The following is an 18760-nucleotide window of genomic DNA, read 5'->3' on the forward strand; positions in this document are numbered from 1 at the left end:
ACGGAGTCCGCCCATGACCCTGCTGTTCCGCCCCCTCGAACTGGCCGGCGCCACCGCGCGCAACCGCCTGTGGGTCTCGCCGATGTGCCAGTACTCGGCGGTGGACGGCGTGCCGAACGACTGGCACCACGTGCACCTCGCCCAGTTCGCGACCGGCGGTGCGGGCGTGGTCATCGCCGAGGCATCCGCCGTCACCCCGGAGGGGCGGATCACCCCGCACGACGCGGGGCTCTGGAACGACGCGCAGCGGGACGCCTGGGCTCCGATCGTCGCCGCGATCCACGCCCGCGGCGCCCTCGCCGGAGTGCAGCTCGCGCACGCGGGCCGCAAGGCCTCGACCCACCGGCCGTGGGACGACGCCCGCGGCTCCGTCGCCCCCGCGGAGGGCGGCTGGACGACGATGGCCCCCTCGGCGATCGCGTTCGACGGCTACGCGCCACCGGTCGCGATGACCGACGGCGACATCGACACCCTCGTCGACGCCTTCGCGCAGGCCGCCCGCCGCGCCGACGAGGCCGGGTTCGATCTCCTCGAAGTCCACGCCGCCCACGGCTACCTGCTGCACCAGTTCCTCTCGCCGCTGTCGAACGAGCGCACCGACGCCTACGGCGGATCGCTCGAGAACCGCGCGCGCCTGCTGCTGCGCGTCGTGGCCGCCGTCCGCGAGGCCGCACCGAGCCGGGTGATCGCCGTCCGGTTCTCGGCCACCGACTGGGCCGACGGCGGCTGGGGCGTCGAAGAGACGGCGACGGTCGCCGCGTGGGTCGGTGAGCGGGGCGCGAGCGTCATCGACATCTCCACCGGCGGCCTCGTCGCGCACCAGCGCATCACGACCGGTCCCGGCTACCAGGTGCCGTTCGCGGCCACGGTGCGCGAGCGCACCGGACTCCTCGTCACGGCGGTGGGCGAGATCCTCGACGGCGCGCAGGCCGAGACGATCCTGCAGGACGGGCTCGCCGACGCCGTCATGGTCGGTCGCGGTTGGCTCCGCGACCCCCACTTCGCCCTGCGCGCCGCCGACGAGCTCGGCGACGCGGAGGCCGCGACGCTGTGGCCGCCGCAGTACCTCCGCGCCCGCCGGCACTGAGCCGCCCCGCGCCGCGTCGCCGGCGACCTCAGAGGCGCCGCGTCGCGTCGTGCACCTCGCCGACGAGCTCCTCGATGATGTCCTCGAGGAACAGCACCGCCGTCGTCTCTCCCGCCGAATCGCGCACCTGCGCGAGGTGGCGGCTCGAACGCCGCATGAGCGCGAGCGCGTCCTCGAGGTCGGTGGCCTCGCCGATCGGGATCATGTGGTGGATGCGCTTCGGCTTGATCGGGGCGTCGACCGTCGCCTCGGCATCCGGTCCCTCCGCCGCGCGCAGCACGTCCTTGAGGTGGACGTAACCGAGCGGCATCCCCTCGTCGTCGACGATCACGTAGCGCGAGAACCCGTGACGGGCCACGGCCCGCTCGATCTCATCGGGCGTCGTGTGCTCGGGCAGGGTGACGAGCTCCGAGAGCGGAACCGCGACATCCTTCGCCTTCTTGTCGGTGAACTCGACCGCCATGGCGACGGCGCCCGACGCGTCGTCGAGCACCCCCTCGATGCGCGACTGGTTCACGATCGTGGCGACCTCGTCGAGGGTGAAGGTCGAGGCGGCCTCGTCCTTCGGCTCGACGCGGAACAGCCGGACGACGTGGTTCGCGATCCAGTTGAGCGCGACGATCACCGGGTGGAAGACCCGCGAGACGAACACGAGGGGCGGCGCGAGCAGCAGGACCGCGCGGTCCGGCAGCGAGAACGCGAGGTTCTTCGGCACCATCTCGCCGAACACGACGTGCAGGTACGACACGAGCAGCAGCGCGATGACGAACCCGGTGACGTCGACGACCGCGTACGGCAGCCCGATCGCCTCCAGCGGCACGGCCAGCAGGTGGTGGATCGCCGGCTCCGAGACGTTCAGGATCAGCAGCGAGCAGATCGTGATGCCGAGCTGGCACGTGGCGAGCATGAGCGTGGCGTGCTCCATCGCCCACAGCGCGGTCTTCGCCGAGCGGGACCCCTTCTCGGCGAGAGGCTCGATCTGCGAGCGTCGCGCCGAGATGACGGCGAACTCCGCGCCGACGAAGAAGGCGTTGGCCACGAGGAGGACGACCAGCCAGGCGATTCCGGCCCAGTCGCTCATCGGCGCTCACCCCCTTCGGTCTCGGCGCCGACCGGCACGGGAGCGGGCACGAACTTGACGCGGTCGACGCGGCGACCGTCCATCCGCTGCACGGTGATGGTCCCGTCCTCGAGGGTGATCTGATCGCCGACCGCCGGGATGCGCTCGAGCGTGGCCATGATGAAGCCGCCGACGGTGTCGTACACGTCGCCCTCGGGGACGCGGATGCCGGTGCGGTCGAGCACCTCGTCGGGACGCAGGTCGCCGGGGAAGATGATCGACCCCTTGGCCCGCACGACGCCCGCGCGGCTGCGGTCGTGCTCGTCGAGGACCTCGCCCACGATCTCCTCGACGAGATCCTCGAGCGTCACGACACCCGCCGTGCCGCCGTACTCGTCGACGACGATCGCCATCTGGTACCCGCGGGAGCGCAGCTCGGACATGAGGCCGTCGAGGTGGACCGCCTCGGGGACGCGCAGGGGCTCCTGCGCGATCGCGGCGGCGGGGACGTCGGCGCGACGCTCGCGCGGCACCGACACGGCCTGCTTGAGGTGGACGATGCCGATGATGTCGTCCATCGACTCGCCGTAGACGGGGAACCGGCTGTGGCCGGTGCGGCGCGCGAGCTGCACGATCTCCTCGACGCTGTCGTCGGCGGCGACGGCGTGGACGCTCGGCCGGGGCGTCATGACGTCGGCGGTCGTGAGCCGCGAGAAGGTCAGGGTGCGATCGAGCAGCGACGCGGTGTCCTCCTCGAGGACGCCGGCGCTCGCGGAGCGCCGCACGAGGCTCGACAGCTCCTCGGCGGTGCGGGCACCCGACAGCTCCTCCTTGGGCTCGACGCCCATGGCACGCAGCACCGCGTTGGCGCTGCCGTTGAGGAGGAGGATCGCGGGGCGGAAGACCGTCGTGAAGACCGTTTGGAACCCGATCACGAGCTTCGCAGTCTGCCGCGGGACGGCGAGCGCGAAGTTCTTCGGGACGAGCTCGCCGATGATCATCGAGAAGACGGTCGCGACCGTGATCGCCACGACGGTCGCGATGGGACGGGATGCCGCCTCCGGCACGCCCCAGAGGGCGAAGACCGGGTTCAGCAGGTTCGACAGCGCCGGTTCCATCGTGTAACCGGTCAGGAGCGTCGTCAGCGTGATGCCGAGCTGCGCGCTCGACAGGTGCGTCGAGGTGATCCGCAGCGCGTTGATCGTCAGCGACAGACGGGTCTCGCCGGCGGCGCGGCGCGCCTCGAGGTCGGCGCGGTCGAGGTTCACGAGGGCGAACTCGCTCGCGACGAACAGACCGGTTCCCACGGTCAGGAGCAGCCCCACGCCCAACATGACGTAGTCCATCACACGTCACCCCCGATCATCGGGGAGCAGGGTCGGTGGGGCGAGGGTCTACTGGGAGGGTCGTCCATTGTGCGGACGATTCTACGGCACGCCCGCCCCCACCCGGGGGCGGCGGCTCACCAGCTGACGGGCAGGGCCTTGCCCTCCTCGTATCCGGCCGCCGACTGGAAACCGACCGTCGCCCGCTCGTGGAAGTCGGCGACCGTCGCGGCTCCGGCGTACGTGAACGACGAACGCACACCCGAGGTGATCATGTCGAGCAGGTCCTCGACGCTCGGGCGCAGCGGGTCGAGGTAGATGCGCGACGACGAGATGCCTTCGGCGAAGAGCTCCTTCCGGGCGCGCTCGAACGGGTCGAGGCGACCGAAGCGCCCCTGTACCGCTTTGGTCGACGCCATGCCCCACGACTCCTTGAAGACCCGCCCGTCGGCGTCGACCCGCAGTTCGCCGGGCGACTCGATCGTGCCGGCGAACCACGAGCCGATCATGACGGATGCCGCGCCCGCCGCGAGGGCCAGGGCGACGTCCCGGGGGTAGCGGACACCCCCGTCCGCCCAGACGTGGGCACCGGCGGCGGTCGCCGCTTCGGCGGTCTCGAGCACGGCGGAGAACTGCGGACGGCCGACGGCCGTCATCATGCGGGTCGTGCACATGGCGCCCGGGCCGACGCCGACCTTCAGGATCGTGGCGCCCGCCTCGACGAGGTCGCGGACCCCCTCGGCGGTGACCACGTTGCCGGCGACGATGGGCAGGTCGAGCCCCTCGGCGTGGACGGCGCGGAGCGCCCGGATCATGCTCTCCTGGTGACCGTGCGCGGTGTCGACGACGAGCGCGTCGACACCGGCGGCCGCAAGGGCGCGCGCCTTCGCCGCGACGTCGCCGTTGATCCCGACGGCTGCGGCGACGATGAGGCGTCCGTCCGCGTCGACCGCCGGACGGTACAGCGAGGAGCGCAGGGCCGTCCGCTGCGACAGCGTGCCCACGAGGTGGCCGTGCTGCAGGACCGTGACGATGTCGGCATCCGCCGCGACCAGGAGGTCGAAGGCCGCCCGCGCAGTGTCCACGTCGTCGGCGTCGATGGATGCCGCCCGCCCCCGCACGAGGTCGCCGAGCCGCGCGTCCGGCAGGGCCGTCCCGAGCCGCTCGGCGGGAACGATGCCGAGGATGTCGTCGACGTGCACCCACGGTGCGCCCGCACTGTGCGCCGACGTCGCGACGACGATCCCGTGCCCCGCGGCCGGAGGCAGGAGTGCGGCGGCCTCCGACACGAGCGCCTCCGGCGGCAGGACGAGCGGGGTGTCCCAGCGCACCGGCTGATCCTTGACCCACCGGATCGCCGCGTCGACCTCTTGCAACGGCATGTCCTGGGGCAGCACCGCGAGCCCGCCGCGACGGGCCAGGGTCGCCGCCAGGCGCGGTCCCGTGACGGAGTTCATGTTGGAGGCGACGAGCGGAATCGTCGCACTCGTCCCGTCGCCGGGTGAGAGGTCGACGTCGAGGCGACTCGTCACGTCCGACCGTCGCGGGACGAGGAACACGTCGGAGTAGGTCAGGTCGCCTGCGGGCCGCTCACCGGAGAAGTGCATACTCCCACGCTAGGCGACCGTCGAGCCCCCGCGCCGGACGGCGTGAGCGGGTCGGGCGGACGCGAACCTGGGATACCCTTGATCTCTGTGCGCGAGGCCGCGCGGGCACCGCACATTTCGAACGTCGACGACGAAAGCAGGCGGAACCGTGTCCAGTCAGGCGACCGGCGTGGGAACTACGAGCGACGGGGAGTTCGGAGCCAACGAATGGCTCGTCGCGGAACTGTACGAGCAGTACAGCCGCGACAAGAACTCGGTGGACAAGGAGTGGTGGCCGATCCTCGAGGCCTACACCCCCGACGGAGCCTCCGGCGCACCCGCGACGGCATCTGCACCGGCGGCATCCGCACCGGCCGGATCCGCCGCACCGGCTTCCGCTCCGGCGGCCCCCGCAGCGGAGAACCGTCCCGCCGCGGCCGGCGCCCCGCCCGTCGCCCGGACGACCGCGCGTCCGGCCGCTCCGCAGCCGATTCCCGCCGAGGCTCCCAAGGCCGCACCCGCCGCCGACAAGGCCGTCCTCGAGGACACCGTCACGCCGCTGCGCGGACTGCCGAAGACCCTCGCGGCCAACATGGACGAGTCCCTCACCGTCCCGACCGCGACGAGCGTGCGGACGATCCCGGCGAAGCTGATGATCGACAACCGCATCGTCATCAACAACCACATGTCCCGCACGCGCGGCGGGAAGGTGAGCTTCACCCACATCATCGGGTGGGCGCTCATCCAGGCCCTGAAGGCCTTCCCGACCCAGAACGTGTACTACGCCGAGGTCGACGGCAAGCCGTCCGTCGTCGCGCCCGCCCACATCAACCTCGGCATCGCGATCGACCTGCCGAAGCCCGACGGCACGCGCGCCCTCATGGTGCCGAGCATCAAGCAGGCCGAGACGCTGACGTTCGGCGAGTACCTCACCGCTTATGAGGACCTCGTCCAGCGCGCCCGCAAGAACAAGCTCACCGCGGCGGACTTCCAGGGGACGACGGTCTCGCTGACCAACCCCGGCGGCATCGGCACGGTCCACTCCGTCCCGCGCCTCATGAAGGGCCAGGGCTGCATCATCGGCGCCGGCGCCCTCGACTACCCGGCCGAGTTCCAGGGCGCGAGCGAGAAGACGCTCGGCGAGCTCGGCATCGGCAAGACCATCACGCTCACGAGCACCTACGACCACCGCGTCATCCAGGGTGCCGGCTCGGGCGAGTTCCTGAAGATCGTGCACCAGCTGCTGATCGGCCAGGAGGGGTTCTACGACGACATCTTCGCGGCCCTCCGCATCCCCTACTCCCCCATCCGCTGGTCGAGCGACATCAAGGTCGACGTCGCCGAGCGCGTCGACAAGACGGCTCGCGTACAGGAGCTCATCAACTCCTACCGCGTCCGCGGCCACATGATGGCCGACATCGACCCGCTCGAGTACGTGCAGCGCACGCACCCTGACCTCGAGATCGAGAACCACGGCCTGACCTTCTGGGACCTCGACCGCGAGTTCGTCACGAACGGCTTCGGCGGCAAGCGCACGATGAAGCTGCGCGACATCCTGGGCATCCTGCGCGACTCGTACTGCCGCACCATCGGCGTCGAGTACATGCACATCCAGGACCCGACGCAGCGCAAGTGGTTCCAGGACAACCTCGAGGTCAAGTACCAGAAGCCCGGCCACGACGAGCAGCTGCGCGTCCTCGGCAAGCTCAACGAGGCCGAGGCGTTCGAGACCTTCCTGCAGACGAAATTCGTCGGCCAGAAGCGGTTCAGCCTCGAGGGCGGCGAGTCGCTCGTGCCCCTGCTCGACCAGATCCTGCAGGGCGCGGCGGCCGAGGGCCTCGACGGCGCCGCCATCGCCATGGCCCACCGCGGTCGCCTCAACGTCCTCACGAACGTCGCCGGCAAGACCTACAGCCAGATCTTCCGCGAGTTCGAGGGCTCCGTCGCCGTCGGCTCGAAGAGCGGTTCGGGCGACGTCAAGTACCACCTCGGCACCCAGGGCACCTTCGTCGCCGACGGCGGCGAGGAGCTCCCCGTCTACCTCGCGGCGAACCCCTCGCACCTCGAGACGGTCGACGGTGTCCTCGAGGGCATCGTCCGCGCCAAGCAGGACCGCCTCCCCATCGGCTCGTTCTCGTGGCTGCCGATCCTCGTCCACGGCGACGCGGCCTTCGCCGGCCAGGGCGTCGTGATGGAGACCCTGCAGATGTCGCGTCTGCGCGGCTACCGCACGGGCGGCACGGTGCACGTCGTCGTCAACAACCAGGTCGGTTTCACGACGCTCCCCCTCGACGCCCGCACGTCGATCTACGCGACCGACGTCGCCAAGACGATCCAGGCGCCGATCTTCCACGTGAACGGCGACGACCCCGAGGCCGTCGTCCACGTCGCCGAGCTCGCCTTCCGCTACCGGCAGGAGTTCAACCGGGATGTCGTGATCGACCTCGTCTGCTACCGGCGCCGCGGTCACAACGAGGGCGACGACCCCTCGATGACGCAGCCGCTCATGACGAACCTGATCGAGGCCAAGCGCTCGGTGCGCAAGCTCTACACCGAGGCGCTCGTCGGTCGCGGCGACATCACCGAGGAGGAGTACGAGAAGGCCAAGCAGGACTTCCAGAACCGCCTCGAGATCGCCTTCGCCGAAACGCACGCCGCCCAGACCGGTACCTCGCCGGTCGTCGCGGCGGACGCACCGGCCGACACGGCCGTCGGCGAGCCCGAGACCACCGGGGTCCCCCGCGACGTCATCGAGCGCATCGGGGACGCGTTCGTCAACAAGCCCGAGGGCTTCACGGTCCACACCAAGCTGCAGCAGCTGCTCGAGAAGCGGCACGACATGAGCCGCAACGGCAAGATCGACTGGGGCTTCGGCGAGCTGCTCGCGTTCGGTTCGCTGCTGGTCGAGGGCTCGAACGTCCGCCTCGCCGGTCAGGACGTCCGACGCGGCACGTTCGTGACGCGTCACGCCGTCATGCACGACCGTGCGAACGGTCAGGAGTGGCTGCCGCTGGCGAACCTGAGCGACAACCAGGGCCGTTTCTACGTGTACGACTCGCTCCTGAGCGAGTACGCCGCGATGGCGTTCGAGTACGGCTACTCGGTCGAGCGGGCCGACACCCTCACGCTGTGGGAGGCCCAGTTCGGCGACTTCGCCAACGGCGCCCAGTCGGTGATCGACGAGTTCATCTCCTCGGCCGAGCAGAAGTGGGGCCAGCAGTCCGGCGTCGTGCTCCTGCTCCCCCACGGCTACGAGGGCCAGGGACCCGACCACTCGTCGGCGCGCATCGAGCGCTACCTGCAGATGTGTGCGCAGGACAACATGACCGTCGCACGTCCGTCGACGCCGGCGTCGTACTTCCACCTGCTGCGCCGTCAGGCGTACGCCCGCCCGCGCCGGCCGCTCGTCGTCTTCACGCCGAAGGCGATGCTGCGCCTGCGCAACGCCACGAGCCCCGTCGAGGACTTCCTCGACGGCCGGTTCGAGCCGGTGATCGACGACAGCCGCTCCCTCGACCGCGAGGCGGTCAGCCGGGTGCTGCTGCACTCCGGCAAGATTCACTGGGACCTCGCCGCCGAGCTCGAGAAGAACCCGAACGAGAAAGTCGCGCTCGTCCGCCTGGAGCAGTACTACCCGGCCCCCATCGACCAGCTGAACGCGGTGCTCGACAGCTACCCGAACGCCGAACTGTTCTGGGTCCAGGAAGAGCCCGAGAACCAGGGCGCCTGGCCGTTCATGGCGCTCGAGGTCGTCAAGCACCTCCACGGCCGCACGATCAAGCGGATCTCGCGTTCCTCGGCCGCCTCCACGGCGACCGGCTCGCCGAAGGTCCACGCCCGCGAGCACGCCGCGATCATGGAGAAGGCGCTCACCTTCTGAGCGCCTTCACGAAAGAAGAGGCCCCGCTTCGGCGGGGCCTCTTCTTTCGTGGGACGGAGGGTGGTGTCCGGTCAGTGGTGCGTCGCCTGCTCCGCGCGCAGCCGCGCGAGCACCTGATCGCGCAGGTCCTCCGGCGCCGCCTCCTTGCACGCGCGCGCGACCACCGCGGTCAGGGTGGTGGCGACCAAGGCTTCGTCACGGCACGCGGCGCAGTTCTCCAGGTGCTCGGTGATGTCCGAGTGGCGCGTGTGGCAGATCTCGTTGCGCAGGTACTCCTCGAGGTCCTGCCGGGCTTTGTCGCAACCGCAGTCGGTCATTTCGCACTCCTCGTGGCGGGCACATCGATGCCGCGCTCTTTCGCATATTCGGACAGCAGGTCGCGGAGCTGACGTCTGCCACGGTGCAGACGGCTCATGACCGTGCCGATGGGGGTTTTCATGATGTCCGCGATCTCCTGGTACGCGAATCCTTCGACGTCCGCGAGGTACACGGCCAGTCGGAAGTCCTCCGGAAGCGCCTGCAACGCGTCCTTCACGACGGATGCCGGCATGTGGTCGATCGCCTCGGCCTCGGCCGATCGCGCCGACGACGCCGTGGTCGACTCGGCCCCGCCGAGCTGCCAGTCCTCCAGGTCGTCGATCGTGCCCTGGTAGGGCTCGCGCTGCTTCTTCCGGTACGTGTTGATGTACGTGTTCGTGAGGATGCGGTACAGCCACGCCTTCAGGTTGGTGCCCTGCGTGAACGACGCCCACGCGGCGAACGCCTTCACGAAGGTCTCCTGGACCAGATCCGACGCGTCGGCCGGGTTGCGGGTCATCCGCATGGCCGCAGCGTAGAGCTGGTCCATGAAGGGGAGCGCCTGCTCCTCGAACTGGGTACGCGGGTCGTCGACCGCCTGATCGTTCATCGCAGGCCAGTCTACGTCGGCCCCTTCGGCGAGCACGGGCGCATCAGCTGTCGCGATCATCGCGCTCCTCTCCCCTGGCATGCACGGTGTCGACAGAGGGGTCAACGGACGAAGGGCGGGGCCTATTCCCAGGTTCGCGGATGCCGCGGCTCAGGGCTCGGGAACGGGTGAACGGATTCCGTGTCATCAGTAGGCTGGGAGCGATGAGCGACGCCCCTTCCTCCCCCGCCACCGCCGACGAGATCCCCGGCGGGTCGTGGCCGGCGCCCACGCCGGGCGAGCCGGTCCACGCGCACGTGACGGTGCCCGGGTCGAAGTCGCTCACCAACCGCGAACTCGTCCTCTCCGCCATCGCCGACGGACCGAGCCTGCTGACCGGCGCGCTCCACTCGGACGACTCCGCGCGCATGATCGACGCCCTCCGTCGCCTCGGCGTGAGGATCGAGCCGGTCGCCGGCGACTCCCCCTTCGGTCCGGACCTCGAGGTCACCCCGCCGTCCCGCTTCACCGGCGGCACCACGATCGACTGCGGTCAGGCCGGCACCGTCATGCGATTCGTCTCCCCGATCGCCGGCCTCGCCGTGGGCGACGTGCACGTGACCGCCCACCCCACCGCTCTGCACCGCCCGATGGGGGCGATGATCCACGCGCTGCGTGACATCGGGGCGGACATCGACGACGCCGGCAGCTGGTCGCTCCCCTTCGACGTGCGCGGCCACGGGCACCTCCGCGGCGGCGAGGTCACGATCGACGCGAGCCAGTCCAGTCAGTTCGTCTCCGGACTGCTCCTGGCCGCGGCGCGCTTCGACGTCGGCCTGCGTCTCATCCACGACGGCGAGCGCCTGCCGAGCCTCCCCCACATCGAGATGACGGTCGAGGCACTCGCCCGCCGCGGGGTGCATGTCGAGCACCCCACACCGAACGAGTGGCTCGTGCCCGCGGGGCCGGTGCGCGGCAAGGAGATCGCGATCGAACCCGACCTCTCCAACGCCGCTCCGTTCCTCGCCGCCGCCGTCCTCACCGGCGGGTCGGTGACGGTCCCCGGCTGGCCCGCGCACTCCACCCAGCCCGGCGCGCTGCTGGCCGACATCCTGCCCGTCATGGGAGCGCACGTCACCCGCCGCGCGGGAGCGCTCACCGTCACCGCGGGCGACCGCATCGCCGGCCTCGACCTCGACCTGTCGGCGGCGAGCGAGCTCACCCCGACGCTGTTCGCGCTCGCCGCGTTCGCCGACGCCCCCACGACCTTCCACGGCATCGGTCACATCCGGGGCCACGAGACGGATCGGATCGCGGCCCTCGTGGAGAACCTCCGCGCGCTCGGCGGCGAGGCGGAGGAGCGGGAGGACGGCATCCACATCGTCCCGAGGCCCCTGCACGGCGGGGTGTGGCGCGCCCACCACGACCACCGCATGGCGACGGCGGGCGCGGTCATCGGCCTGCGGGCGCCCGGGGTGGTCGTCGACGACATCGGAACGACGGCCAAGACGATGCCCGAGTTCCCCCAGCTGTGGGCGGGCATGCTCGCGTGAGCTGGCTCGACGACGACGGCGACGACGACGACCTCGACTACGACGAGGCCGACATCCGCGTCCGGCCGAATCCCAAGGCCAACCGCCCCCGCACCAAGCGCCGCCCCGCGCACGCGGATGCGCAGACCGCCCGCGTGCTCGGCGTGGACCGCGGCCGCTACACGGTCCTGATCGACGAGGACGGCCCGGACGAGCGCCAGATCCTCGCGACACGCGCCCGCGAACTCCGCAAGCAGCCGATCGTCAACGGCGACCGCGCCCGCGTCGTCGGCGACACCTCCGGCGACGACGGCACCCTCGCGCGCATCGTCGGCATCGAGGAGCGCACCTCGCTGCTGCGCCGCAGCGCGGACGACACCGACCAGGTCGAGCGCATCATCGTCGCCAACGCCGATCAGCTGCTCATCGTCGTGGCCGCCGCCGACCCCGAACCCCGGCCGCGCCTCGTCGACCGCTACCTCATCGCGGCGCTGGATGCCGGCATGCACCCGCTGCTCGTCGTCACCAAGACCGATCTCGCCGATCCGGCATCCTTCCTCGCGCACTTCGAGGGCCTCGACGACCTGGAGGTGTTCACCAGCGGGACGGGCGCGATGCCGGTCGCCGAGATCGGCGAACGCCTCGCCGGGCACGCCACCGTGTTCGTCGGCCATTCCGGTGTCGGCAAGTCGACCCTCGTCAACGCCCTCGTCCCCGACGCCGCGCGCGCGACCGGACACGTCAACGAGGTGACCGGGCGCGGCCGCCACACGTCGAGCTCGGCCGTCTCGCTCCGCTACGTCGGCGACCGGGGTCGCGGCTGGGTGATCGACACCCCCGGCGTCCGGTCGTTCGGTCTGGGCCACGTGGACCCCGCCAACATCCTCCGCGCCTACACCGATCTCGCCGCCGTCGTCGAGGAGTGCCCGCGGGGGTGCACGCACCTGCCCGACGCCCCTGACTGCGCGATCGTCGAGGCCGTGGCGGAGGGTCGGCTGGGCGAGCGCGGTCCTGCGCGACTGGACTCGTTGCAGCGACTCCTCGCCACCTTCGCGACCTGAGCGGCCGACTAAAATGAGGGGATGCCGCGCCTGAACACCGGATCCCCCGCCCCCGACTTCACCCTCGTCGACCAGGACGGTGGGACCGTCTCGCTGAGCGACTTCCGCGGCGGGCGCCTCATCGCCTTCTTCTACCCCGCCGCCATGACGCCGGGCTGCACGACCGAGGCCTGCGATTTCCGCGACAGCGTCGCGCCGCTGCAGGCGGCCGGGTACACCGTGGTGGGGATCTCCCGCGACGAGCCGGCGAAGCTGCGCGAATTCCGTGAGCGCGACGCCCTCCCCTATGCCCTCCTGAGCGATCCCGACCACAGCGTCCACGAGGCCTACGGCGCGTGGGGCGAGAAGATGAACTACGGCAAGGTCGTCGAGGGCGTCATCCGCTCGACCTTCGTCATCGACGAGGACGGCACGGTCGCGCACGCGCTCTACAACGTGAAGGCCACCGGCCACGTCGCGCGGATCCGGAGCCTGCTCGAAGTCTGATCAGACCTCGTCGGCCTCGCTCCGCGATCGCGCGCCCGCCGCCCGAGCGGCCGCGATCAGGAGGACGAGCCCCACGACGGCGGGGACCGCGATCGTCGCGGCGAGGCGCGTGTCGGCTCCCTCCCCCGTGAGGGTCCCGAGCGCGACGGACAGGACGAGCAACTGCATGACGACGCCGCCGGAGCGTCCCCACGACCCGCCGCGCCACACGGCGACGGCGAAGCCTGCGACGGCGACCGCGCCGATCACCGTCAGGGCGAGGAGGGCCAGCGAGCTCGGCACGCTCTCGCTGTCGCCGCGGACCAGCGCGACCAGCTCCCACGCGGCGAGGGCCAGGACGCCGATCGCCTCGAGGGCGAGCCAACCGGCCGCGATCCGCTCGACGCAGGTGGTACGCACGTTCACCGCTCCTCCTGGGCGCCCGGGGCACGGCGAGGCGCCGAAATAGTCCGTTAACCCGTGATTCACATAACCCTTGATTCCCATGCCCGGGCATGGGAATATTGACGGGCAAGTGTGCTCCCACAGCGGCGTGGGGCGAGCATCAGCTCGCACACCACTCAGGTTAGTCGACGTCGCCCGGCGTCGCATCCCGACTTCCGATCCCCCACAAGGAGCACCGCTATGGATTGGCGCGACAAAGCCGCCTGCCTGACCGTCGACCCCGAACTGTTCTTCCCCGTGGGGAACACCGGGCCCGCCGTCGACCAGATCGAGAAGGCGAAGTCCGTCTGCGCCCGGTGCACCGTCACCGAACTCTGCCTGCAGTACGCCCTCGAAACCGGCCAGGACTCGGGTGTCTGGGGCGGTCTCTCCGAAGACGAGCGCCGCGCCCTCAAGCGCCGCGCCGCCCGCGCCCGCCGCGCGTCCTGACACCGCCGCGCGCGGGCCTCAGGCCCGCGCGCGCTCGATGTACCGCATCGGGATCTCGATCGTCACCTCGGTCCCGCTGCCCATGAGGGTGTGCCAGTCGATCGTCCCGCTCAGCTCACCCTGGATGAGCGTCCTCACGATCTGCGTGCCGAGACCCCGACCGACCTGACCCTCGGGCAGGCCGACACCGGTGTCGCGGACGCGGACCGCGAGCCGGTCCTCGTCGCGCTCGGCGATGATCTCGACCTCGCCCTCCTTGTCGGCCAGACCGTGTTCGACGGCGTTCGTCACGAGCTCGGTGAGCGCGAGGGCGAGGGGCGTCGCGTACTCGCTCGGCAGCGTCCCGAACGTGCCGGTCTTGACCGTGCGCGCGCGCGTGTTGGGCGCCGCCGCGACCTCGGCGACGAGCTTGAGGACGCGCTCGAACACGTCGTCGAAGTCCACGCTCTGCGTGAGCCCCTCCGACAGGGTGTCGTGGACGACAGCGATCGCGCTCACCCGGCGCATGGCCTGCGTCAGGGCGTCCCGACCCTCGTCGGAATGGGTTCGCCGCGCCTGGATGCGCAGGAGCGACGCGACGGTCTGCAGGTTGTTCTTGACGCGATGGTGGATTTCGCGGATCGTCGCATCCTTCGTGATGAGCTCCTGCTCCTGGTGGCGGATCTCGCTCACGTCGCGGCACAGGACGATGGCGCCGATGCGGGTGCCGTTCTCGCGCAGGGGGATCGTCCGGAGCGAGACGGTCACGCCCCGCGCCTCGACGTCCGCACGCCACGGCGCACGACCGGCCATCACGATCGGCAGCGACTCGTCGAACTGGCGCGACGCCGGCATGATCTTCGTCGCCACTTCCATGAGCGATTCGCCTTCGAGCTCGTCGTCGAAGCCGAGCCGGTTGAAGGCCGACAGGGCGTTCGGGCTCGCGAACGTCGTGATCCCGTCGACGTCGAGACGGATGAGGCCGTCCGAGGCGCGAGGGGCGCCCCGGCGCGGCGAGGTCGGCGCCGTGAGGTCGGGGAAGTCCGCCGATGCGATCATCCCGAACAGGTCGTCCGCGCAGTCGTTGAAGGTGATCTGCTGACGCGACGGGGTACGGGCCTCACCGAGGTTGGTGTGCCGGGTCAGCACGCCGATCACCCGGCTCTCGCGTCCCTCCGCCGCGCGCTCGCGCACGATCGGCACGGCCCGCACGCGGGTCGGCGTCTCCTCGAACCAGTCCGGCGAGGACGAATCCACGACGCGCACCTGCGTGAACGCGTCCGTGACCTGCGTGCGCCATTGCGGTCGCACGGCATCGCCGACGATGTCGCGGTAGAACAGGGTCGCGGCGCCGCTCGGCCGGGTGTGGGCGACGGCGATGAACGAGTCGTCCGACGTCGGCACCCAGATGACGATGTCCGCGAAGGCCAGGTCGGCGAGGAGCTGACCGTCACCGGCCAGGCGGTGGAGCCACTCCACATCCTCCGCGGTGGATCGGCCTTGGGCGTAGACGAGGTCGCTGAGGGTGGACACGCCTCCACCCTAGATCCTCCTCCCGGGGGCTTCCCGCGCTCTACGCGCTCCGGGCCAGACGGCGCAGCGAGTGCCGGGTCGCGGCCTCCGCGGCACGCCGCGGGGCGAGCGATTCGGCCACGAGGCGTCGCACCGCGGTCGGCACCGCCGAGCGCGGTGCGACGTGGGCGATCGGGCGCGCGGCGAGGAGCGCGGCATCCGTCCCCCGGGCGTCCCACGGGACGAAGGACACGTCCGTCACGCCCGTGTAGCGCTCGAGTGTGCGCCGCACCTGTCCGCGGGCGTCGACACCGAGGGCGCCGGCGCGGATCTTGTTGACCACCACCCGCACGGGGGCGGTGCCCGCCGCCGCGCGGAGCTCGGGCCAGTTCCGCACGAAACGGGACACCCCGACGGGATCGGCGGCGACGACGGCGAGGACGACGTCGGCCGCTTCGACGGCCGCGAGCGTCGCGGCGTTACGGCGGGGACCGTCGACGAGGTCGCTCACGATCTCCTCGTCGCGTTCGAGGGATGCCGCGGTGTCGACGACGGTGTCATCCACCCATCCGCGACACGCCTCGAGCGCGGCCAGCACGCGGGCATGGGACAGCTCGGGCCACCGTCCCGGCCGATTGAGGCCGGTGAGCACGTCCACGTCGGCCAGCGTCGACGCGATGCGGCTGAGCTCGGCCACCGTGAGCGTGCCGCGTTCGGCCTGCCGGCATGCGGCGGCGAACCCGGGGCCCTCGTCGGCGAGGCCGGTCGCGAGGGCGAGCGAGGGCGCGTGGGAGTCCGCGTCGACGAGCGCGACGCGGTGGTCGGCACTCGAAAGTGCGCAGGCGATCTCGATGGCGAGGGTCGTCCGCCCGGGCGCTCCCTGTGCGCCCCACACGGTGATCACACGGCCGCGGGTGGGCTCGGCGGGGAGGGACGACGGAGGGCTCGCGAGGAGCTCGGCCGCCGGTGCGTCCGGATCGTGGGCCGCGAGCCCGAGCGATGCGGCGAGGCGCCGATCCGAGGTTCGAGCGCACAGCGGCACGATGCGCACCGACAGACGGTCGCAGGCGGCGACGAGCTCGGCGGTCAGGGTCGCCGCCCGCCCCTCGACGATCAGGAGGTCCGCCCGGGCCAGCTCGGCGAGGAGCTCCGCCGCCTCGGGCGCGGCCATCGCATCGAGCGCGGCGGCAGCGGGGGCGGATGCCGCCACCACCGCGCGCACGTCGGCGTCCTCGTGGCGCAGTCGCGCGGCGAGGGTGTCCGCGCGGGGACCGTCCGCCGCGACGACGACCCTCACCGGGACTCCCCCGCCACGGGCACGACCGACAGGAGGGAGTCGTCGGACACCGCGGCGAGCGTCGCGGCGACATCGGCGCGGGGGATGACGATCTCGAGCGACACGTCCTCGCCCGAGACGACGGCGTCGTCCTTCGTCACCGTGACCACCGTCGCCGAGGGCACGAGGATCCGCGGCTCGCCGACCTCGCCGCCCTCCTCGGCCGGTGCCGCCCAGACCTCCACGACCGAACCCGAGGTGACGGCGTCGGACACGTCTCCGGCCGTCCGGATCACCACGCTCGTCGTGGTCGCGGCATCCGCCTCGTCCACGGCCGCGTGCGGGACGAGTTCGCCCGCCAGGATCGTGCGGGTCGCGATGACGCCGGGCTCGAGCGAGGCGGGCGAGACGTACGTGTCACCCGCGGACCCCAGGGCGACGTCGACCACCCGCAGGTCGTCCGCCGTCACGGTCTGACCGGGGACGATCGTGCGGGCGGCGGCGAACACCGGCGCGGTCTGACGCGCAGAGGCGACGACGAGCCAAACGCCCGCAACGGACGCGATGATCAGCGCGATACCGAGGAGGAATCGCGCGTCGGCCCAGAACGCACGCGGCGCGGGCCGGACGGTGTCGGGAGTGGTCATGACGCCATGGTGACCGAGCCCGCGGCGGTGCCACCGCGATTATCCACAAGCCGGCGATGCAACCGATGCGACCGGTACGCGGGCCCATAATGGCCTCATGCCCGATGCGTCCCCCCTGCGTATGCTCACGCCCGCCCAGGTCGCGGAGATGCTGCAACTGGAGGTCGACGAGGTCGTGGCTCTCATCCTCGACGGACGTCTGCGGGGGGCTCGGCTCGGCTCCCCGCTCGCGTGGCGCATCGAGGCGGACAGCGTCGAGGACTACCTGGACGAACAGGCGGAGGACGCGCGACTCCACGCGCTCTGGCGCGAGTCCAACGCCGCGAGCTTCCCCGAGCTTTGGGGGCGCGGCCGCCGCGGCGGCGAATGATCACGGCCTGATCGCGCCGCGCTCACGCGAGCGAGGCCGGCGCTTCCAGCCGCACGGCCGTGACCGCCGACAGCGGCACGATGCGGTATCCGCTCACGAGGTCGGCGCGACGGGGTGAACCGCGGTCGTGCAGGGCGAGATCGAGATGATCGGATGCCGCACGGTCGATCGTGCCGCAGTACTCCCGCCCGTCGACGGCGTACAGCGTCACGGGGACACGCCGCCGCGCGAGGTCGCGCAGGAGGAAGCCGAGCGTCATCCGCTCGCGGAGCCGCCCGGGCTCACTCCCCCGGGCGCTGCGAAGCAGGTCGGCGTGCGTCGGCCCCACCGCGACGAGGGCGGCCAGGGGGACGATCAGGGCACCCCGCGCGCCGCCGTCGTCCACCGCGAGCCAATCCGGTCCGACCGCGACGGGTACGCCGGTCACGGCGGCGCCGCCTACGAGATCCAGGGTGATGGCGTCCTCGACGGCACCCACCAGGGCATGCAACCGCTGGAACAGCGACAGCCGGGCCAGTCGCAGCCGCTCGGCTTCGGTGTCGAGCGCCGCGCGCTCGGCCTCCCATTCGGAGTCCAATTGGTCTTCGAGATCCTCGAAGAATCGATCCCAGCGCACGATCGCGAATGTAGAGGACCACCCGCCGGCACCGCGGGGTTTGTCCACAGGTTGGAGTATTCTCATCCACCCTCTCGTCACCCTGTGCTGTACTCGTGGCGTTCATCGACCCGCAGACACCTGTCGCCCGAGAGGAACCGACATGGCCCTCACCGCCACCGAAGACAGCCGGATACCGCGTTCGGGGAGCGCCCTCGAGGTCGCCGAGTACTTCGCACCGCAGCGCACCTCGACGGCCGATCTGCCCGACCCGCTCCCCCTCGTGAAGAACCTCACGATCGGCGTCCTCGAGGTGCTGGCCGGCGTGCGCGACGTCGATCAGCTGGCGCGCTGGCTCGGCGAGGACGCGTACCGGGCGCTCGTCACCCGAGCGAACCTGTCGGCCCGCGCGCGGAGCGCACGCGGCGTCGCCGCCGTCCGGCCGGCGCACCGCATCCTGAGCGATCGCACCTGCGAACCCGCCGACGGCGTGCTCGAGGCGGTCGTGGTCGTCGGCGGTCCGATCCGCACACGTGCCGTCGCGATGCGCCTCGAGGGCTGGGACGGGCGCTGGCGCGCGACCTCCCTCGCCCTGCTCTGACCTC

At 71.4% G+C, this 18760-nt stretch carries 18 protein-coding genes; 8 read left to right on the plus strand and 10 right to left on the minus strand.

The window, feature by feature from the left end; all coding sequences use genetic code 11:
- Positions 1-13: 13 nt before the first annotated feature.
- Positions 14-1087: an NADH:flavin oxidoreductase/NADH oxidase gene (locus ACPEH0_RS09375; RefSeq protein ID WP_366214092.1), complete on the plus strand. Its 1074-nt coding sequence runs from the start codon at positions 14-16 to the stop codon at positions 1085-1087.
- 28 nt (positions 1088-1115) lie between these two features.
- Here ACPEH0_RS09375 and ACPEH0_RS09380 read toward each other — a convergent pair whose 3' ends face one another.
- The 3 genes from ACPEH0_RS09380 to ACPEH0_RS09390 all read right to left on the minus strand — a co-directional run bounded on the left by ACPEH0_RS09380 (position 1116) and on the right by ACPEH0_RS09390 (position 5079).
- Entirely contained in the window at positions 1116-2168 is a 1053-nt protein-coding gene (locus ACPEH0_RS09380) for a hemolysin family protein (protein ID WP_366214091.1), read from the minus strand.
- Entirely contained in the window at positions 2165-3493 is a 1329-nt protein-coding gene (locus tag ACPEH0_RS09385; RefSeq protein ID WP_217531230.1) for a hemolysin family protein, read from the minus strand. The genes ACPEH0_RS09380 and ACPEH0_RS09385 overlap by 4 nt, the downstream gene beginning before the upstream one ends.
- Positions 3494-3609: 116 nt before the next feature.
- The gene (locus ACPEH0_RS09390) at positions 3610-5079 is read right to left on the minus strand and encodes a GuaB1 family IMP dehydrogenase-related protein (RefSeq protein ID WP_366214090.1); all 1470 of its coding nucleotides are present in this window, start codon (positions 5077-5079) and stop codon (positions 3610-3612) included.
- A gap of 148 nt (positions 5080-5227) precedes the next feature.
- On the opposite strand from ACPEH0_RS09390, the gene ACPEH0_RS09395 reads away from it, so the two are divergent.
- Complete coding sequence (locus tag ACPEH0_RS09395) at positions 5228-8938, plus strand: multifunctional oxoglutarate decarboxylase/oxoglutarate dehydrogenase thiamine pyrophosphate-binding subunit/dihydrolipoyllysine-residue succinyltransferase subunit (RefSeq protein WP_366214089.1); 3711 nt, start codon at positions 5228-5230, stop codon at positions 8936-8938.
- Positions 8939-9009: 71 nt separating this feature from the next.
- On the opposite strand, the gene ACPEH0_RS09400 is transcribed toward ACPEH0_RS09395, so the two are convergent.
- Together ACPEH0_RS09400 and ACPEH0_RS09405 are read right to left on the minus strand one after the other, a co-directional pair.
- Positions 9010-9255: a hypothetical protein gene (locus ACPEH0_RS09400; protein ID WP_064001424.1), complete on the minus strand. Its 246-nt coding sequence runs from the start codon at positions 9253-9255 to the stop codon at positions 9010-9012.
- A complete protein-coding gene (locus ACPEH0_RS09405; protein WP_197471557.1) occupies positions 9252-9845 on the minus strand; it encodes a sigma-70 family RNA polymerase sigma factor in 594 nt (197 codons plus the stop codon). Before ACPEH0_RS09405 ends, ACPEH0_RS09400 begins: the two co-directional genes overlap by 4 nt.
- 203 nt (positions 9846-10048) lie before the next feature.
- On the opposite strand from ACPEH0_RS09405, the gene aroA reads away from it, so the two are divergent.
- The 3 genes from aroA to bcp are packed head-to-tail and all read left to right on the plus strand — an operon-like array spanning position 10049 to position 12903.
- Positions 10049-11377: a 3-phosphoshikimate 1-carboxyvinyltransferase gene (gene aroA, locus ACPEH0_RS09410; RefSeq protein WP_363379193.1), complete on the plus strand. Its 1329-nt coding sequence runs from the start codon at positions 10049-10051 to the stop codon at positions 11375-11377.
- Positions 11374-12417, plus strand: a complete 1044-nt coding sequence (rsgA, locus tag ACPEH0_RS09415; protein WP_366214088.1) for a ribosome small subunit-dependent GTPase A — start codon at positions 11374-11376, stop codon at positions 12415-12417. The genes aroA and rsgA overlap by 4 nt, the downstream gene beginning before the upstream one ends.
- 21 nt (positions 12418-12438) lie before the next feature.
- Positions 12439-12903, plus strand: coding sequence for a thioredoxin-dependent thiol peroxidase (gene bcp / locus ACPEH0_RS09420; protein ID WP_217531116.1), 465 nt, complete (start codon positions 12439-12441; stop codon positions 12901-12903).
- Here the strand turns inward: bcp and ACPEH0_RS09425 are convergent, their stop codons facing one another.
- Complete coding sequence (locus ACPEH0_RS09425; RefSeq protein WP_366214087.1) at positions 12904-13308, minus strand: histidine kinase; 405 nt, start codon at positions 13306-13308, stop codon at positions 12904-12906. It lies immediately after the preceding gene.
- 219 nt (positions 13309-13527) lie between these two features.
- Here ACPEH0_RS09425 and ACPEH0_RS09430 point away from each other — a divergent pair, with 219 nt between their 5' ends.
- Positions 13528-13776, plus strand: coding sequence for a WhiB family transcriptional regulator (locus ACPEH0_RS09430; RefSeq protein ID WP_018188706.1), 249 nt, complete (start codon positions 13528-13530; stop codon positions 13774-13776).
- An 18-nt stretch (positions 13777-13794) separates the two neighbouring features.
- Here the strand turns inward: ACPEH0_RS09430 and ACPEH0_RS09435 are convergent, their stop codons facing one another.
- From ACPEH0_RS09435 to ACPEH0_RS09445, 3 genes are read right to left on the minus strand one after another with little or no spacing between them, the layout of a single operon-like run.
- A complete protein-coding gene (locus ACPEH0_RS09435; RefSeq protein WP_064001420.1) occupies positions 13795-15288 on the minus strand; it encodes a sensor histidine kinase in 1494 nt (497 codons plus the stop codon).
- Between the two features lie 40 nt (positions 15289-15328).
- Positions 15329-16564, minus strand: a complete 1236-nt coding sequence (locus ACPEH0_RS09440; protein WP_366214086.1) for an AAA family ATPase — start codon at positions 16562-16564, stop codon at positions 15329-15331.
- Positions 16561-17190 (minus strand): SAF domain-containing protein, encoded by a 630-nt coding sequence (locus ACPEH0_RS09445; protein ID WP_366214085.1) that lies wholly within the window; start codon positions 17188-17190, stop codon positions 16561-16563. The genes ACPEH0_RS09440 and ACPEH0_RS09445 overlap by 4 nt, the downstream gene beginning before the upstream one ends.
- A gap of 121 nt (positions 17191-17311) precedes the next feature.
- Between ACPEH0_RS09445 and ACPEH0_RS09450 the strand changes: the two genes are divergently transcribed.
- Positions 17312-17560, plus strand: coding sequence for a helix-turn-helix domain-containing protein (locus tag ACPEH0_RS09450; RefSeq protein ID WP_064001417.1), 249 nt, complete (start codon positions 17312-17314; stop codon positions 17558-17560).
- A 22-nt stretch (positions 17561-17582) separates the two neighbouring features.
- Here the strand turns inward: ACPEH0_RS09450 and ACPEH0_RS09455 are convergent, their stop codons facing one another.
- Positions 17583-18224, minus strand: coding sequence for a hypothetical protein (locus ACPEH0_RS09455; protein WP_423719447.1), 642 nt, complete (start codon positions 18222-18224; stop codon positions 17583-17585).
- Between the two features lie 94 nt (positions 18225-18318).
- On the opposite strand from ACPEH0_RS09455, the gene ACPEH0_RS09460 reads away from it, so the two are divergent.
- The gene (locus tag ACPEH0_RS09460) at positions 18319-18756 is read left to right on the plus strand and encodes an Rv3235 family protein (RefSeq protein WP_064001416.1); all 438 of its coding nucleotides are present in this window, start codon (positions 18319-18321) and stop codon (positions 18754-18756) included.
- The last annotated feature ends 4 nt before the right edge of the window (positions 18757-18760 follow it).

Source organism: Microbacterium sp. NPDC079356 (genome assembly GCF_049545465.1).
In the GTDB taxonomy this organism is placed as follows: Bacteria; Actinomycetota; Actinomycetes; order Actinomycetales; family Microbacteriaceae; genus Microbacterium; species Microbacterium gawkjiense.

Coding starts and splice junctions, on each gene's coding strand:
- ACPEH0_RS09375 (WP_366214092.1), top strand. CDS start 14: ATGACCCTGCTGTTCCGCCCCCTCGAACTGGCCGGCGCCACCGCGCGC.
- ACPEH0_RS09380 (WP_366214091.1), bottom strand. CDS start 2,168: ATGAGCGACTGGGCCGGAATCGCCTGGCTGGTCGTCCTCCTCGTGGCC.
- ACPEH0_RS09385 (WP_217531230.1), bottom strand. CDS start 3,493: ATGGACTACGTCATGTTGGGCGTGGGGCTGCTCCTGACCGTGGGAACC.
- ACPEH0_RS09390 (WP_366214090.1), bottom strand. CDS start 5,079: ATGCACTTCTCCGGTGAGCGGCCCGCAGGCGACCTGACCTACTCCGAC.
- ACPEH0_RS09400 (WP_064001424.1), bottom strand. CDS start 9,255: ATGACCGACTGCGGTTGCGACAAAGCCCGGCAGGACCTCGAGGAGTAC.
- ACPEH0_RS09405 (WP_197471557.1), bottom strand. CDS start 9,845: ATGAACGATCAGGCGGTCGACGACCCGCGTACCCAGTTCGAGGAGCAG.
- aroA (WP_363379193.1), top strand. CDS start 10,049: ATGAGCGACGCCCCTTCCTCCCCCGCCACCGCCGACGAGATCCCCGGC.
- bcp (WP_217531116.1), top strand. CDS start 12,439: ATGCCGCGCCTGAACACCGGATCCCCCGCCCCCGACTTCACCCTCGTC.
- ACPEH0_RS09430 (WP_018188706.1), top strand. CDS start 13,528: ATGGATTGGCGCGACAAAGCCGCCTGCCTGACCGTCGACCCCGAACTG.
- ACPEH0_RS09445 (WP_366214085.1), bottom strand. CDS start 17,190: ATGACCACTCCCGACACCGTCCGGCCCGCGCCGCGTGCGTTCTGGGCC.
- ACPEH0_RS09450 (WP_064001417.1), top strand. CDS start 17,312: ATGCTCACGCCCGCCCAGGTCGCGGAGATGCTGCAACTGGAGGTCGAC.
- ACPEH0_RS09460 (WP_064001416.1), top strand. CDS start 18,319: ATGGCCCTCACCGCCACCGAAGACAGCCGGATACCGCGTTCGGGGAGC.